This is a genomic window from Pseudophaeobacter sp. EL27 (assembly GCF_900313025.1).
Classification (GTDB): Bacteria; Pseudomonadota; Alphaproteobacteria; order Rhodobacterales; family Rhodobacteraceae; genus Pseudophaeobacter.
On the sequence record NZ_OMPQ01000012.1, the window covers coordinates 87,467 to 104,175 of the forward strand.

Annotated in this window: 11 protein-coding genes and 1 pseudogene; all 12 read left to right on the forward strand. The window is 58.2% G+C overall.

Annotation, left to right across the window (positions count from 1 at the left end):
• Complete coding sequence (tssF, locus tag ED661_RS15070) at positions 1-1,878, forward strand: type VI secretion system baseplate subunit TssF (RefSeq protein WP_122074753.1); 1,878 nt, start codon at positions 1-3, stop codon at positions 1,876-1,878.
• Entirely contained in the window at positions 1,842-2,879 is a 1,038-nt protein-coding gene (gene tssG, locus ED661_RS15075; RefSeq protein ID WP_122074754.1) for a type VI secretion system baseplate subunit TssG, read from the forward strand. Before tssF ends, tssG begins: the two co-directional genes overlap by 37 nt.
• 24 nt (positions 2,880-2,903) lie before the next feature.
• Positions 2,904-5,630: a type VI secretion system ATPase TssH gene (gene tssH / locus ED661_RS15080; protein WP_122074755.1), complete on the forward strand. Its 2,727-nt coding sequence runs from the start codon at positions 2,904-2,906 to the stop codon at positions 5,628-5,630.
• Between the two features lie 72 nt (positions 5,631-5,702).
• Complete coding sequence (locus tag ED661_RS15085; RefSeq protein WP_122074756.1) at positions 5,703-6,851, forward strand: hypothetical protein; 1,149 nt, start codon at positions 5,703-5,705, stop codon at positions 6,849-6,851.
• A gap of 60 nt (positions 6,852-6,911) precedes the next feature.
• Positions 6,912-7,760 (forward strand): ion transporter, encoded by an 849-nt coding sequence (locus tag ED661_RS15090; RefSeq protein ID WP_122074757.1) that lies wholly within the window; start codon positions 6,912-6,914, stop codon positions 7,758-7,760.
• Positions 7,753-8,226, forward strand: a pseudogene (gene tssB / locus ED661_RS22265) (type VI secretion system contractile sheath small subunit); the annotation flags it as partial. The gene ED661_RS15090 and the pseudogene tssB, both read left to right, overlap by 8 nt.
• Positions 8,212-11,625: a type VI secretion system contractile sheath domain-containing protein gene (locus ED661_RS15095; RefSeq protein ID WP_254054856.1), complete on the forward strand. Its 3,414-nt coding sequence runs from the start codon at positions 8,212-8,214 to the stop codon at positions 11,623-11,625. The pseudogene tssB and the gene ED661_RS15095, both read left to right, overlap by 15 nt.
• Before the next feature lie 75 nt (positions 11,626-11,700).
• Positions 11,701-13,812, forward strand: a complete 2,112-nt coding sequence (locus ED661_RS15100) for a type VI secretion system Vgr family protein (RefSeq protein WP_122074759.1) — start codon at positions 11,701-11,703, stop codon at positions 13,810-13,812.
• A 9-nt stretch (positions 13,813-13,821) separates the two neighbouring features.
• Positions 13,822-14,445, forward strand: a complete 624-nt coding sequence (locus ED661_RS15105; RefSeq protein WP_122074760.1) for a hypothetical protein — start codon at positions 13,822-13,824, stop codon at positions 14,443-14,445.
• Between the two features lies 1 nt (position 14,446).
• Positions 14,447-14,746 (forward strand): PAAR domain-containing protein, encoded by a 300-nt coding sequence (locus ED661_RS15110; RefSeq protein WP_122074761.1) that lies wholly within the window; start codon positions 14,447-14,449, stop codon positions 14,744-14,746.
• Between the two features lie 7 nt (positions 14,747-14,753).
• On the forward strand, positions 14,754-16,313 hold the full coding sequence (tagH, locus tag ED661_RS15115; RefSeq protein ID WP_122074762.1) for a type VI secretion system-associated FHA domain protein TagH: 1,560 nt from the start codon (positions 14,754-14,756) through the stop codon (positions 16,311-16,313).
• Positions 16,314-16,352: 39 nt separating this feature from the next.
• Positions 16,353-16,709 (forward strand): type VI secretion system baseplate subunit TssK (tssK, locus tag ED661_RS15120; protein WP_162930143.1); only part of this gene is annotated, 357 nt, incomplete at its 3' end.

A 16,709-nucleotide genomic window follows, 5' to 3' on the forward strand; every position in this document is an offset into this window, starting at 1 on the left:
ATGGATACCCGCCTGCTGGGCCACTATGAAAACGAGCTGAATTATCTGCGGGACATGGGCGCTGAATTTGCAGCCGCCTACCCCAAGATCGCCTCGCGCCTGGGGATGGAGGGGGTTGAAGTTCTCGACCCCTACGTGGAACGCCTGCTTGAAGGCGTGGCTTTTCTGTCTGCCCGCGTGCAGCTGGAGCTGGAACTGCAGTATCCGAATTTCACCTCCAATCTGCTGGAGATCATCTACCCGCATTATCTGGCGCCAACGCCTTCGATGATGATCGCGCATTTTGAACCAGACCCGAGCAATTCGGCGGTGAAAAGCGGCTATCTGATGCCACGTGGTTCGGTTCTGCGGTCGCGTCTGGATGAGGGAGGGCAGACGCCCTGTGAATTTCGCACCGCAGCGGATCTGACGCTTTGGCCGATCGAGATCGCGGAGGCGCAGTATATTGATGGGCGTGGCGATCTGGTCGCGGCGGGCGTGGCCGCTGGCTATGAGGCCCGCGCCGGTATCCGCCTGCGTCTGAAACGCTCGGACGGGGAACCGTTGCGCGATCTTGATATGGATCGGTTGCAGATCTATCTGGGCAGCGCCGCGGGCAACAGTTGGCCGCTGCTTGAGCTGTTATGCACCCAGGTCCAGGGTATCGTGGCGCACTCGACCGATCGGCGGGCGGATTGGCAGCTGCCGCTGCCCGAGGGGCGCATCGTACAAAAGGGCTTCTCCCGCGAGGAGGCGCTGCTGCCAGTGCCAGCCCGGGTTTTTGACGGTTACCGCCTGTTGCAGGAATTCTTTGCCATGCCCGAGCGGTTTCGGTTTGTGGAGTTGCAGGGATTGCGCCCGGCGCTGCAAAAGGCGGAAGGCGCCGAGATTGATCTCTATATTCCACTGCGCGAGGGCATGCGTGAGGTTGCCCCGGTGGTGCTGCCCGAGGTGTTTCAGCTCAATTGCATTCCTGCAGTGAACCTGTTTGAAAAACGCTGTGATCGGGTGCGCCTGATGGTGCGCGATACCGAACATCAGGTTGTTCCCAACCGGACTGCGGGGCTGGATTTTGAAATCTACGCACTGAAGAAAGTCACTGGTATCAGCGGTGAAGGCGCCGATGATGTGGAGTTCCGCCCCTTCTATTCGACTAATGATTTCACCGCTTCTGGCGAAACCCACCCGGCCTATTACACCTTGAAGCGGCGTATGCGGGAACGCTCGGAAAAGGAGCGTCTGCGCGGGGTGCGCTCGTCCTATTTGGGATCCGAGGTCTATCTGACGCTGGTGGACCGGGCGCAGGCGCCATACGGGCCGGATCTGGAGCAACTGGCGGTTCAGGCGCTTTGCACCAATCGGGATCTGCCGCTCTTGCTGGCAACGGGCAACGAGAATGTGTTTCACCTACCCGAGGGCGGCCCGGTGAAGCAGATCAACCTGCCGATTTCACCCACCCGGCCGCATCCGTCATTGGGGCAGGGGGACACCGCCTGGCGGCTGATCTCGCATCTCAGCCTCAACTACGTTTCGATTGCCGACAGTGGGCGGGGCAATGCTGCCGAAGCCCTGCGCGAACTGGTTGGGCTTTACGCGCCGCTGGGAGATCGGGTGACGGAAAAACAGCTCGAAGGGATTGTTTCGGTGTCGAGCCGTCCCATTGTGCGCCGCATGAGTGATGAAATCCTGTCAACGGCGGTGCGTGGGATGGAGATCTCCATCGGCTTTGACGAGAGCTTTTTTGAAGGCAGCAATATCTACGCGCTGGGGGCTGTATTGGAGCGGTTCTTCCATGGCTATGCCAGCATCAACACATTTACCGAAACGGTACTGACAACTGAAAAACGGGGGGAAATCGCCAGATGGCGACCGCAAAAGGGACTGGGCCGAATGATCTGAGCCTCTTTGACCGCTTGGTCGAAGCCCCTGAGGAACATCATGTTTTTCAGGCCCTCAGGGTATTGGAAGCGCATTACTCCGATGCGCCGCGCCTGGGCGAGAGCCGCCGCCCCCGACAGGATCCTTTGCGTCTGGGACAAGAGGCGGAACTGGCCTTTCCCCCCTCAACGATTGCGGACTTCACCCCGGCCACCAAAGAGGGCCCCGCGCGGCTGACAAACCGGTTTTTTGGCCTTTTTGGGCCGCAGGGGTCGCTGCCGCTGCATCTGACCGAATATGCCCGCGATCGCAAACGCAACCATCGTGACCCCACCCTGGTGGGTTTTGCTGATATGTTGACGCATCGGATGATGTCGCTGCTTTATCGGGCCTGGACCGAGGGTGCGCCTGCGGTCAGTTTTGATCGCGATGAAGATCCTCTGGCGGATCGGGTGGCAGCGCTGGCGGGCTATCACGGCAAGGGGCTGCATGACCGCGACGAGATGCCGGACCTGGCCAAGCTGCATTTCACCGGCATTCTGGGGCAGGGGACCAAGACCCCGGCGGGTCTGGTGGCGATGCTGTCAGATTTCTTTGACGTGCCAGTGCATCTGGAAGAATTTGTAGGCAGCTGGTTGCAGCTGGAACCGGATGACCGCTGGCAAATGGGCCGGGGGCAGGGGGGGCTGGGGCAAAGCACCAGTCTGGGTGAAAAGGTCTGGAGCCGCTCTGCCAAGTTCCGTCTGCGTATCGGCCCGCTGAACCTGGAAGACTATGAACGTCTGTTGCCGGGTGGTGCGGCGCTGGATCGCCTGCGCTCCATTGTGCGCAGCTATGTCGGCGATTTCCTGGACTGGGATGTGAATCTGGTTCTGGCGGGCGATGCGGTGCCACGGTCAAGCCTTGGGGGGGCAACTCGCCTTGGCCATACCAGCTGGATCCGCAGTCGACCGGACCCGGACAAAGACCAGCTCGATGTTGACGATTTGTTTTTGTACCCCGGCATCAGCCCAGGGAATTAAGAGTGCCTATAGGGAGTAAGTACCATGACCGAGATCAGCCGAGTGGCGCTATTCGGGAAGCTCAACAAACTGGGCTATCAAGCGGTGGAAGGGGCAACCGTGTTCTGCAAGATGCGGGGCAACCCCTATGTGGAGCTGGTGCACTGGATGCATCAGTTGCTGGCGCAGCAGGACAGCGATCTGCACCGGATCATTGCGCATTACGATCTCGACACTGGAAAAATCGCCACTGAACTGACCCGGGCATTGGACATGTTGCCGCGCGGCGCCTCGGCAATCTCAGACCTCAGCGATCACTTGATGGACGCGATGGAGCGCGGCTGGGTCTGGGGATCGCTGCTCTATTCGGCCTCGCAGGTGCGCAGTGGTTATCTGCTGCTGAGCATGCTGAAAACGCCTGCCCTGCGCAATATCCTCTCCTCCATGTCACCTGAACTGGCTAGCATCGGGGCTGATGATTTGGCCGATAACTTTGTCGAGGCCACTGACGGCTCCCCCGAGGCCACAATGTCGGCGCAGGATGGCAGCAATGTCACCGGCGGCGGGGCCGAACCGGGAGAGGCCTCGGGCGCCATGGCCCCCGGCGCCATGGGCAAGGGGGAAGCGCTGGAGCAGTTCTGTACTGATCTCACCGAACAGGCGCGCAATGGCGAGATTGACCCCATCGTGGGGCGTGATGAAGAAATCCGCCAGATCGTCGATATCCTGATGCGCCGACGCCAGAACAATCCGATCCTTACCGGTGAGGCGGGCGTTGGCAAAACGGCGGTGGTCGAAGGCTTCGCGCTGCGGATTGCCCGTGGAGATGTGCCGCCTGCCTTGAGCAATGTACGGCTCTTGGTGCTGGACATTGGGTTGTTGCAGGCTGGGGCCTCGATGAAGGGAGAGTTTGAAAACCGCTTGCGTCAGGTGATTGATGAGGTTCAGGCCAGCGCTGAACCCATCGTGATGTTTGTCGATGAAACCCACACGCTTGTTGGCGCTGGTGGCGCTGCTGGCACAGGCGATGCTGCCAATTTGCTGAAACCGGCCCTGGCGCGTGGTACTCTGCGTACCATCGGTGCCACCACCTGGACGGAATACAAAAAATACATTGAAAAAGATCCGGCGCTTACCCGGCGTTTCCAGGTGGTCAAAATTGATGAACCCTCGGTGCCCAAGGCGATCCTGATGATGCGGGGCATTGCCTCGATGTTGGAAAATCATCACCGGGTTCAGGTTCTGGACGAAGGTATCGAGGCGGCTGTCAGCCTCTCGGCCCGCTACATCCCGGCGCGGCAGTTGCCGGATAAATCGGTCAGCCTGTTGGACACAGCCTGTGCCCGCGTTGCGGTCAGCCAGCATGCGGTTCCTGCAGAAGTGGATGACAGCCAGCGCCGGATCGAGGCGCTCACCACCGAGCTGGAAATCATCAGCCGGGATGAAACGGCAGGGTATGAGGTTGCAGACCGACGCGAAGCAGTGAGAACGGCCAAGACCTCTGAGGAAGAACGGCTCGCGGGACTCACCAGCCGTTGGGAGAAGGAAAAAGCGGTGGTCGTAGACATCCTCGACCTGCGCGCCAAACTCCGGGAGGGGGCCGCGCCCGTAGACGAAGTCCTGGACGCGGGGGAAGACCTGGCCGAGGGCGCATCGAACAGCCCGCTAAGCGAGGAAGATCGCGCGACTTTGATGCAGCAGCTTAAGGAGAAAAACGCCGAGCTGGAAGTGCTGCAGGGCGACAGCGCCTTGATCTTGCCCATCGTGGACCACCAGGCGATTGCTAGCGTGGTTGGCGATTGGACGGGTATCCCCGTTGGCCGCATGGTCAAAGATGAGATCGACACCATCCTGCATCTGGAAGAACATCTGGCCAAGCGGGTGATTGGTCAGGACCACGCGATGAAGATGATCGCCAAACGGATCCAGACCAGCCGCGCTGGATTGGACAACCCCAACAAACCCATTGGTGTTTTCATGCTGGCGGGCACCTCGGGCGTCGGTAAAACCGAAACCGCCCTGGCCCTGGCCGAGGTGCTGTATGGCGGTGAGCAGAATGTCATCACCATCAATATGTCGGAATACCAGGAGGCCCACACGGTCAGTTCCCTGAAGGGCGCACCTCCCGGCTATGTCGGATACGGCGAAGGCGGTGTGCTGACCGAGGCGGTGCGCCGCAAACCCTATTCGGTGGTGCTGCTGGATGAGGTCGAGAAGGCCCACCCGGATGTGCATGAGATCTTTTTTCAGGTCTTTGACAAGGGGGTGATGGAGGATGGCGAAGGCCGGGTGATTGATTTCAAGAACACCCTGATCCTGCTCACCTCCAATGCAGGGTCCGACATGATCATGGATATGTGCGCCGACCCGGATCTGATGCCGGCCCCTGAAGGTATCGCCAAGGCACTGCGGGATCCGCTGCTGAAAATCTTCCCGGCGGCCCTGTTGGGGCGGCTGGTCACCATCCCGTATTATCCGCTTAGCCCGGATATGATTGGCAAGATCACCCGGCTGCAGCTGGGCCGGATCAAAAAGCGTGTGGAAGAGGCCCATGATGTGCCGTTTTCCTACACCGATGCTGTTGTCGACAAGATCGTTGAGCAGTGCCAAGAGCTGGAAAGCGGCGGGCGGATGATTGATGCAATTGTGACCAATTCCATGTTGCCAGACATCTCCAATGAATTCCTGCGCCGCTTGATGGCGGGGGAAGAGGTGAAATCCGTGAAGATAGACGTAACAGACGGAGCGTTCTCATACAGTTTTGATGATTAGGCGCGCCCCCGTCGGCAACAGTTTCAAGCCTCCGGAAACGGGGGGATCCAGCAGTTTTAGGGAGGAAGACCAATGGCCAAAGTCGTTTTGATTGAAAATGATATCGCTCGGTATCTGCGCGATAAGTGCAAGCCCAAAGGATTGAAACTGGACAAACCACTGATCTGCAAGGTCCTGCTGGATGTGGACTCTGATGCTTACAAGGCACTGGATGATGACCCCCTGCTGCTCGCCAAGGTGACTGAGGCGGCGTCAAAAGAATATTACGATTTGGTCAATGGCATGGTGATCAAACTACGCCAGGTCGATGCGCTCTATGTCAAAACCAACAGCAAGTCGGACCGGGCAAAACTGGTGGAAGCCTATGAGGGCTTTGCCCGAAAACAGTTCATGCAGTTCGCCAAGGACGGCAAGAAGGCAGCGGAAAAAGCCTGGGCTGAGGTCTCCATGATCAAGGCGGAGTACCGCACCTATAGGATCAAGGCTGGTGTTGATCTGGCAATTGATGGGCTCAATGTGGTGGGTGGCGTTGCCAGTGCTGTTGGCACCGGCGGCTTTGCTCTGATTGTTGGCCTCTATGGCATCATCAAGACGCTGATTGGCATGGCGATGAAGATCTACAAACTGGCGATTGAGGCCGACAAAATGCAAAAGCGGGTGACCAAGAACCTCGCTAAAATCCAAAAGAGTTTTGACAAGAAGAAAAAGGAACTCTCAGGCGCCAAAGACAGCGGCAAAGCCTTTGTGAACTCCCTGTTGGGTGCGGATTTTCTACCGACTGTCAGTTCGGTCAAATCCGACAATGAGCAATATAAAAACAAGATCCAAGGAGTCGATGTTGGGGCTCATAAGATTGCGCAAAAGCTCAACCAGGTGCTGAAGGAAATGGATAAGATTTCCAAAATGCCGGACGTGAAATCCTCCAAAAAAGTGAGTGCCCTGCTGTCCAAACTGCAAAAATCCACCGCCAAGCTGATCGGCAAGATCATTGATATGCAAGGCCAGGTGCAAAAAGGCACGGCCTTTCAGAAACAAACCGCCGTCGCCATTGCAGAGCTGGAAACCCTGCAGCCCAAGAAATGGAAATACATCCAAAAAGGCATGGTTTTGACCGATATTGTTTTGGCAGGTGGCGATTTTTCCAAAGCCGGGGAAACGCTGCTAGCCGTGGGCACTGCCATCGTCACTGAGGTGGACAAGGAGTTGCTCGAAAAGGTCTGACCCAATGACAACCTTCATCTTTCCCGCCCTCTTTGCGACCGCAGAACGGTAGATATCCTCATGAGTGAAACAGCCTCCTTGTCTCTCCAGGACCGTGCTCGACATTTTGTCGAGCGTCCGGTCGTGACCAATTCCATCCTCGGGATCATCATCTTCAACGCGGTGACGCTGGGATTGAGCACCTCTGACGCGGTGAATGCGCATATCGGTGGATTGCTGGCGGTTATCGACAAACTGGTTCTGGCGATTTTTGTGGCGGAACTGGCGTTGAAACTCTTTGCCTATGGGCTGAGATTTTTTGCGTCAGCCTGGAACATCTTTGACCTGTTGGTGGTGAGCGTCGGCCTGCTGCCGGATCGCCAGGGATTGTCGGCGCTACGGGGACTGCGGGTCATTCGGGCGCTACGATTGCTGTCGGTGATCCCGCAGATGCGCAAGGTGGTGCAGGCATTGCTGGATGCGCTGCCGGGGATGGGGGCGGTGATCGTGATGATCTCGATTGTCTTCTACGTTTTTGCGGTGATGGCAACGCTGATGTACGGCGCTACCTTTGACGAATGGTTCGGCACGCTTGGCCGCTCGCTCTATTCCCTGTTCCAGATCATGACCCTGGAAAGCTGGTCTATGGGCATCGTGCGTCCGGTGATGGAGGTCTACCCGATGGCCTGGTCCTTCTTTGTGCCCTTCATCGTCATCACGGCCTTTTCGGTGCTGAACCTGTTTATCGGTCTTTTGGTCAATACCATGCAGTCGGCGGTGGAGGCCGAGGCTGAAGCGGAATTTGAACAGTTGCGGGATCTGGTGCGCAAGGAAACCGATGTTGTGGATGCGCATGTGCTGGAGCTGCATGCCGAGCTGAAGGCCCTGCGACGGGAACTCAGCGCGCTAAAGGGAGGCTACAATGGCTGATAGTTCGCAGAAATTCATTGGCCGCAACCGCGCCCCTCGGGTGCAGATCGAATATGATGTGGAGCTATACGGCGCGGAAAAGAAGGTGCAGCTGCCTTTTGTCATGGGGGTGATGAGCGACCTTCTGGGCAAGAGCAAAACACCACAGCCCGCGATTGCCGACCGCAAGTTTCTTGAAATTGATGTCGATAACTTTGATAGCCGGATGAAGGCCATGGCCCCAAGAGCCGCCTTTACGGTGCCAAATACCCTGACCGGAGAGGGCAATCTCGCAATTGATCTCACCTTTGAGAGTCTGAAAGATTTCAGCCCCGGCACGATTGCTTCCAAGGTCGATAGCCTGCGACCCCTGCTGGAGGCACGCAGTCAGCTGCAAAACTTGATGGCCTATATGGATGGCAAATCCGGGGCCGAAGAGTTGATCGAAAAAATCCTGCAAAACCCGGCTTTGATGTCCACGCTAGCTCAGGGCGGATCAGCCTCTGATGCTGATCAGGTCAACGCTTTGGACAGTCTTCGTGATGTCGCCTTGTCTGAAGACGTGAGAGATCAAAGCGACGAAGTGCTTGCCGCCCTGGCAGCGGATGTACGGCCAGAGGCCGAGCTTGACGATGGTGTGGAGGATGCGCTGGCCTCTCTCGCGGCTCATGCACCAGAAACCTCAACCAACCAGGAAGCGGCCGCGACGGAAGCGGCGCTTGCAGCTCTGGCGGCCGCGGCTCCCGAGGAGAGCACAGTGGCGGAGTTGGGGAAGGGTGCTTTGGCATCTTTGCGAGATCTGGAGCCAGTCGCAGACGTGGTGCCAGAGGATACCTCGGATGTCCTGAGCGATCTGGCCCGCGTAGGCGAAGAACTCAAACCCGCAGAAACGCCGTCGAGTGACGGGATCTTGGAGGGGCTGGCAGCGGCGGAGATACCGGAAACCGAGGCGCCAGATCAGCTTGCGGAAATCCTGTCCGGTGTGGAGGCTACAGAACCTGAGCCCCAACAACAGGAAGATGATCTTGCCGATGTGCTGGGATCCTTGCAGGGGTTGCCCACCCCGGATGAGGATGCAGCCGAAGGGGAAACCTCTGATGCGATCCTTGAAGGGTTGGCAGCACAGGAGGCAACTCCGGAGCCAGAGGCGGAAGAGCTCTCTTCAGTTTTGGATGACCTCTCTGCCGCTGCCCCTGATGAGGTTGAGCGTGAAGACAGTGATCTGACGGATATCTTGGGCACTCTCGATGAGAGCGACGCAGACGAGCAGAGCGCACCTGAGGTGGGTGATATTCTGGCAGAGGTGCTTGCCACTGGCCCGGATGTTTCGGAGGAGACGGCTCAGGCGGATGACCTCGCGGATATTCTGAGCGGATTGGAGCAGGGGGGCGAGGCTGAAGCGCCCGAGGCGGATGTGGATTTACAGGACCTGCTGGGGGATATCTCCGCGTCGGATCTGGAGGTCTCGGGGGAGACGGTGGCGCTTGATGATGTGCTCGCAGGGCTGGAGCCGACTGATGATCCGACCGACTCAGAGGCTCTGAGCGATCTGGAGGATGTGCTGTCTGACTTGGCCACGCAATCCCCAACCACGAGAGAGGCAGAGAGCGCAGAAGATCTGAGCTTGGAGGCGCTGCTCTCTGATCTGGATCTGGACGAAGACAGCCCTGCTGATGGGGCGGATGTGGACAGCATCCTGTCGGATCTGGAGCTCACTGAGGAGACAGATGGCAGTGAAGATCCCGAGGCAAGCCTGAGCGAGCTTTTGGGCACAACCGATACGGAGGAGGCTGATCTGGATGAGCTGCTGGGGTCTTCTGACCCGGGGGACGATACGGTTGAGGATGAGCTTAACCTTGACGATCTCCTCGGGGATCTGACGGATGAACCCTCGGGCGATACCCCTGCTGGGGCAGATGGGCTGGATGATCTGTTGGCCGATTTGGCCGATGAAACAGAACCGGATCAGGCGGCGGATGATCTGTTGGATCTGGATGCCTTGCTTGGCGATCTTGAAAGTGAGGCATCTCCGGCGGATGGGACGAAGACAATAGAACCAGAGCCTGGAGAGCGGAAAGCAGAGCAGCGGGCCACAATTGCGGAGCCTGAATTTGCCTATGGAACCATCAGCGCGGAACGCCCCGAAGCGCAGCAACTGACCCGCAAGCGATTTCGCATCGCCCTGTTTGGGGATTTCTCCGGCCGGGCAGCGCGCGGGCAGGTGGAAACCGGCGAGGCCCTGGCGAAGCGGCCCGGAATTCTGCTGGATCCGGACACGGTGGAGGAGGTGATCGAAGGTTTTGCCTGCGAATTGATCCTGCCTCTTGGTCAGGATGAGGGTGGTATTGCGGTCAAGCTGAAGGAGTTTGACGACCTGCACCCGGATGAGCTGTTTGAAAATGTCGCTTTGTTTGCCGAGCTGGTGAGCCTGCGTAGCCAGTTGCAATCGGGGGTCACAGTCGATCATGCCAGCCGCAGTCTGGCCAGCTGGGCCGAGCAATATGGCACTCCGGTAAGGGTGCCCAAACGGTCCTCACCCAGCAATTCAGTCCCTGCGGACCGGCGGTTGAGTGCCTTTCAACAGCTGATTGGAGATAGCGACAACACCCTGCGGGAGGCCTCGCCGATTGAGGAGCTGCTGGCCCGAGTTGTTGGCCCCCATATACGCGCGTTGCCCAGCCCGGAGCTGCCCGCGATGCAGGCCGCAGTGGATGCGGCCTTGTCGGATGCGATGCGTCTTGTCCTGCATCACCCGGAGTTTCAGTCGCTGGAGGCACAGTGGCGCTCGCTGGACCTAATTGCCCGCTCGGTTGAGGTCGACGACAGTCTTGAGGTGGTGCTTTATGATGTCTCGGCGGAGGAATTGGCGGCGGATCTGGCAGCTCAGGATGATCTGACGGAATCTGGCTTTACCCGTTTGCTGACCGAGGAGCCGATGGATCCCGACCTGGGGCGGGGCGGCTATTCGGCGCTGATCGGTATGTATGGATTTGAAGAAACCCCTCCCCACGCGGAACTGCTGGGCCGGATCGCCCGGGTGGCGGCCCATGTGGATGCGCCCTTCTTTACCAGCCTGTCGCCAGAATTTCTGAAGACCGCCAAAAAGGACCGTCCCGCTCTGGTCGGGAATGCCTGGGATACGCTGCAACAGATGCCCGAGGCCGGGCATCTGGCCCTGGCCAGCCCCCGGTTTTTGCTGCGTCGCCCCTATGGTGCCAAGAGCAACCCGGTTGATGCCTTTGACTTTGAGGAATTCTCGGAAGCCGAAGGGTTGAAGGGAATGCTCTGGGGCAATCCGGTGGTTCTGGTGACAATCTTGCTGGCGCGTTCCTTCAAGCAAAATGGCGCCTCAATGCAGCTGGGTTCCATCATGTCGCTGGGCGGTATGCCCTTTCATACGGTCAATGACCATTTTGGCGATCAGGTGGCGCTGCCCTGCACCGAACGCAACATTGACCTCGACAAAATCGTCATGGCGAATGAGCGGGGGGTGATGGCGATTAGTGCGGTCAAGGGACGCGATGAGCTGCGTCTGACCTCGTTTTCCTCCCTTGCAGGGGGCGAAGTCCTTGGCCCCTGGAGCGGAGTCCCGGCCCCGGCGCCATCGCCTGCGGACCCGCGCGACAAGACCGGCATCGCGCCAGCAAAACCCGCAGAACCTGCGGTGGATGCAGAGACAGAGGCGGATGACCTGGATCTGAGTGATCTCGGTCTGGATGACTTGGGCCTGGATGATTTGGATCTCAGCGGTGAGGAAAGTGGTGATGCTACGGCTGAGGCTGGAGATCTGGATGCGCTATTGGCCGGGTTTGGCGATGAGACGGATGCGGATGAAGATAATGACGAGATGGACGCCGAATTGGCGGCCTTACTAGCGGATTTGTAATGACAAAATTTGAGTTGGCAGCGGTGTATTTTCGCCCAGTTTTTAACCCGATCCTGATCGGGGAAAGGAGGAGCCATGGTTGAGAGCAAAGCACATGACAGTGACATGGTCTGGATGTCCGGCAGTTATTCTGTGCGGGATCTCTTGCTGAAACGCGCCATCGTGCGCGAAGGCCTGAGCAAATTGACGGAAACCACTGTGGAGTTTCAGTCAAAGAACAAAGCAATCAAACTGGAAGACATCGTTGGGCAGACGATGAACCTGCATGTCCAGACCGAGGATCAGACAGATCAGAAGTTTTCGGGTCTCTGTATTTCAGTGGAGAACATGGGGTTTCGCGATGGCTACGGGCTCTATGTGGCCGAGGTGCGCCCCTGGTTTTGGTTGCTGACGCGCACCACCGACAGCCGCGTGTTCCAGGAACTTTCTGCGGTGGATATTATCAAACAGATCTTCAGCGAAAACGGCTTTAGCGACTTCCGGGACCGCCTGAGCGAAAGCTACGAGCCGCGCGAGTATTGCCTGCAATACCGCGAGACCGATTATGACTTTATCTGCCGCCTGATGGAGGAGGAGGGGATCTATTTCTACTTCGACAGTGCCAGCGATAAAAACGCGGCGGAAAAACTGGTGCTCTGTGATGGCATGAGTGGTCATTCTCCGGTGAACGGAAAATCGGAGGTGGAGTTCCATGCCCGTGATGATCGCGACAGACGGCGCGAAGATCATGTCTCAGAATGGGCGCAGGAAGAGGTGATTACCACCGGCAAGGTGACCCTGAATGACTTTGATTTCCTGTCGCCAGCAGCAGATCTGAAGGTCAAAAACGCAATTCCCAAAGGCAGTCATAGCCATAAGGATTTTGAGCAATACGACTATCAGGGCCATTATCGCAAAGACACAGGTCTGGGCAACAAACGGGCCCGTGTTCAGATGGAGGCGGAGGCGATCCGGCACAAGCGCTGGCGTGGCGCTGCCAGTCTACGGACCCTGGGAACGGGCTATACCTTTCAGTTGAAGAACCACCCGGACAAGCCGGCCAATGGTGAATACCTGGTGGTGGATGCGGTGCACTATCTGCAGGTGGCCGGGGACTACAATGAACGCGAAAAACGCACCACTGCTGCGGCGGAAGAGGGCGAAATGCGTCATGATATCAAGCCGCGCAACATGGACTTCCCCGAGGAAATCAAGGGCGATGCCTATGCCAGCACCTTTGGTGCCATCGAAAAGCACGAGCAATACCGTGCACCGCTTACGACGCATTGGCCGCGGGTGCCGGGTCTGCAAACGGCGACCGTGGTCGGCCCCAGCGGTGAAGAAATCCTCACCGATAAACACGGGCGCATCAAGATCGAGTTCCATTGGGACCGTGAGGGTAAGGCGGATGAGAAGTCTTCTTGCTTTGTGCGGGTGGTGACGCCCTGGTCCGGCAAGAACTGGGGTATGGTTGCGGTGCCGCGCATCGGCCAGGAGGTTGTGGTGCAGTTTGAGGATGGCAACCCGGATCGTCCGATCTGCACCGGCATGCTCTACAATGCTGATACCATGCCACCCTACAATTACCCGGATGATCAGACCCAGCTGGGGATCAAGACCAACTCCTCCAAGGGGGGGGGCGGCTACAACGAGCTGATGTTCGACGACAAGAAGGGCGAAGAACTGATGCGGGTGCAGGCGGAAAAGGATCACCAGATGCTGATCAAGGACCGCTCGGCGGTAACCATCGGGCTGGATGCGCCGGAACCGGATGCGCCGGGCACGGATGAGAAAAGCTATGCCATGACTGTCAAACAGCACATGGATGAGGTGGTCAAAAGCGGTAATCGCACTGAAGTGGTCGAGACTGGCGACAAGGCGGAAACCATTCAGACAGGCAATATGACCCTGGATGTGGACACCGGAAACTTGACCGAGACCATTGCCAAGGGCAATCATGAGGAAACCGTCAGCCTGGGCAATATCACGGTGGATGCAACGGCCGGCAAGATCAAGATGACAGCCGGTCTGGAGATCCTGCTTCAGGTTGGGCCTTCCTCGGTGAAGATCGACAACTCTGGTGTGACGATCAAAGGGCCCATGATCAAGGTCGAAGGCAGCGCCATGGTGGAAGCCAAGGCTCCGATGACAACCGTCAAGGGGGACGCCATGCTGACCCTCAAAGGCGGCCTGACGATGATCAACTAGGTGGGAAATATGTCAGAGAATTTTGAAAACCTGGTCAAGCTTCCCGCTGACCCCGTGGCCAAGCTGCTGTCGCATGCCAATGTCCTGCTGAAAACTCCCCTGCAGGCGCCGCCCTCTGCGGCGGCGGGTGTTGTTCTGCAAGAGCTTTTTGAGAAAGAGGCGCTGGTGGATCTGTTGCGGCTGTTGGGCGTATTATTGCCCCCGCGCGAGCGGGTCTGGTGGGCCTGTATGGCTGCGCGGGATTACATCGGGCCGCGCTCGGACAAAGATCCAGCCTCGCTCAGCTGTTCGGAAGCCTGGGTGCGTGACCCCTCCGAGGAAAACCGCGATGCGGCGCGCATGTCGCTGGATCATGCTTATGTCGACGATGACACGGTGAACTGCGCCCTGTCGGTGCTGTATGCGCCGGGGACATTGGGGCCGGGGGATCTCAATCAGTATCCGGCGCCGGCGGGGGCTTCGGAAGCGGCGGCCTTTGCGATGAATATGGTAGCATTGAGCCAATTGTCTGATAAGTTTGAAGAACACGGCCGTGTTTTGGTCGCACGTGCATTGGATATTGCGCGTGGTGGTAATGGACAGGGGAAGGCAAAAACAGCCGATCCTGATCCAGGTAACGAGAAGGAGGCCTGAGATGGGTATGCCCCAGGCGCGGTTATTGGATCTGCATGCGTGCATGTTACCCTCGATTCCACCGCCGCCGGTTTTGCCGGTTCCCACACCTATTATGCCTCCCTGTGCGGTTACGGTTCTGGTGGGCAAAATGCCTGCTGCCCGGTTGAGTGATATGTGCACGGCCGCGCCGCCGCACCCCATTATCAAAGGATCGATGACCGTATTGATCAACAAGCTGCCTGCGGCGCGTATCACGGATAACGCCGCCTGTGGCGGTTTGATCGTTAAGGGTGAGTTCACCGTATTGGTGGGAGGCTAAGCGACCCATGGGGGTGACACTCAAGTTTCAGAACTCGGGCGCAATGCCCGGCAATGCAGAGCCGGTTTCAATGCTGGGACCCAGCTTGACCATTGGTCGTGGTGACAGCAATGACATGGTTCTGCCGGATCCGGATCAGCTCTTGTCGCGCAACCATTGCGCCATCGAGGATCACAACGGCAATGTCTTGGTGGTGGATCTCAGCGCCAATGGCACCTTTCTGAACTACTCCAAAATCCCGCTTGGGCGCACACCGACGCCGCTCAACAATGGCGATGTGCTCTGTGTCGGCGGCTACGAGCTGCTGGTCGAAATTCACAGCAACTCAACGGCCCAAATGATCCCGGACCCACTGTCCGATGCTCCTGTCTCGCATGGCGTGGCGAGCAACGCACCCGATCCTTTGGCGTTGCTGGATGATGCCGGTCCAGCCGGAGATTTTCTGGATGACCTGTTGGGGGCGTCAAATCCCACAGGGCCATCGCAGCTCAATCCCGTTGATCCCATCGATGACCTACTGCCACCCCTGGGCGAAGAGGAAGATCCGTTTTTTCAAAAACCCAGTGATGGACGCGAAGGTGTGGGGGCAAGCCTGCCCAGTCACTCCGCTTCGGCGGCGGATAGTTTTGCGGCCCCGGCTTCGCATGTATCGACAATTCCGGATGACTGGGACGATGATTTCCTGTCAGGCATCGGTGAACCCGCCGCGCCCGAACCGGTAACCCAGGCCCCTCCCATACCAGCTGAGCCAATTGCTGCCAGTCCAGCCCCGGTACCTGCTCCCGCAGCAGTCCAGAGCGTCGAGGTCACTGAAGAACCTGCGCCTGCCCCTGTTGCTGATCAGTCATCAGACCCTTTTGCCGAACCCTCGGACACTGTTGCCACAACGCGAGAGCCCTCCGATGCGGTCCCGGTGGACAAGGCAGCGGCCAAAGAGAAACCAAAGCAGGTTGCGACGGAACCCGTTGCCAAGCCTGAACTGCCTTCAAACGCGGTATCTGCATTCCTGGGAGGGCTTGGCGTCGATGAGGATGTTCTGGGGGATGAAGATCCCAGCAAGTCCATGGGGCGCATGGGGCGGGTGTTGCAGACCCTGGTGACAGGGATCCGTGAAATCCTGATGACACGGACCTCGATCAAATCCGAATTTCGTATCGAACAGACGATGATCTCAGCTGGGGGCAATAACCCGCTGAAATTCTCGATCACCCCAGAGCAGGCGGTCGAGGCCATGCTGAAACCCGCGACCAAGGGCTATCTCAGCCCGGAAACTGCTGCGGAAGAGGCGCTCAAGGATATCAAGGCCCATGAGGTTGCCATGGTGACCGGTATGGAGGCGGCGCTGAAGGGCGTTCTCATCCGGCTCGATCCCAAGGCGCTGGAGGCACAGATTGAAGACAAAGGCGGGTTGAGCGGTCTCTTGCGGGGCAAAAAGGCCCGGTATTGGGATGTCTATGAGCGGTTGTATTCCGAGATTTCGGATCAGGCCGAAAACGATTTTCATGACTTGTTCAGCCGCGAATTTGCGCGCGCCTACAAGGCGCAATTGGACAAACTAAAAGACTGAACCGTGCCAATTTGCGCGGGCAATTGAAGGGAGAACCAGGTGTCCTGGGACAGCAAGGTGCTTTGGACTGAGGGGCTATTTTTACAGCCGCATCACTTCCAGCAATCAGATCGCTATACCGAAGGCCTGGTGACAGGCCTGGCCCGTCGTCTTGGTCCCTATGCCTGGGGGGTCAATGCCTTGGAGATTGACCACGAGGCGTTAAAAATTGGCCAGTTTGCGCTCAAATCCTGTGAGGGCTTGACTCAGGATGGCTGTATTTTTCGGGTGCCTATGGCCGACCCGCATCCCCCGGCACTGGAGGTGCCGACCACCATCAAGGACTGCGTTGTCTATCTGACCGTGCCGCAGCGCCGTCAGGGCGCCGTCGAGGTGGATCTGAGCGGCGCTGAACGT

Coding starts and splice junctions, on each gene's coding strand:
- tssF (WP_122074753.1), top strand. CDS start 1: ATGGATACCCGCCTGCTGGGCCACTATGAAAACGAGCTGAATTATCTG.
- tssG (WP_122074754.1), top strand. CDS start 1,842: ATGGCGACCGCAAAAGGGACTGGGCCGAATGATCTGAGCCTCTTTGAC.
- tssH (WP_122074755.1), top strand. CDS start 2,904: ATGACCGAGATCAGCCGAGTGGCGCTATTCGGGAAGCTCAACAAACTG.
- ED661_RS15085 (WP_122074756.1), top strand. CDS start 5,703: ATGGCCAAAGTCGTTTTGATTGAAAATGATATCGCTCGGTATCTGCGC.
- ED661_RS15090 (WP_122074757.1), top strand. CDS start 6,912: ATGAGTGAAACAGCCTCCTTGTCTCTCCAGGACCGTGCTCGACATTTT.
- ED661_RS15095 (WP_254054856.1), top strand. CDS start 8,212: ATGTCCACGCTAGCTCAGGGCGGATCAGCCTCTGATGCTGATCAGGTC.
- ED661_RS15100 (WP_122074759.1), top strand. CDS start 11,701: ATGGTTGAGAGCAAAGCACATGACAGTGACATGGTCTGGATGTCCGGC.
- ED661_RS15105 (WP_122074760.1), top strand. CDS start 13,822: ATGTCAGAGAATTTTGAAAACCTGGTCAAGCTTCCCGCTGACCCCGTG.
- ED661_RS15110 (WP_122074761.1), top strand. CDS start 14,447: ATGGGTATGCCCCAGGCGCGGTTATTGGATCTGCATGCGTGCATGTTA.
- tagH (WP_122074762.1), top strand. CDS start 14,754: ATGGGGGTGACACTCAAGTTTCAGAACTCGGGCGCAATGCCCGGCAAT.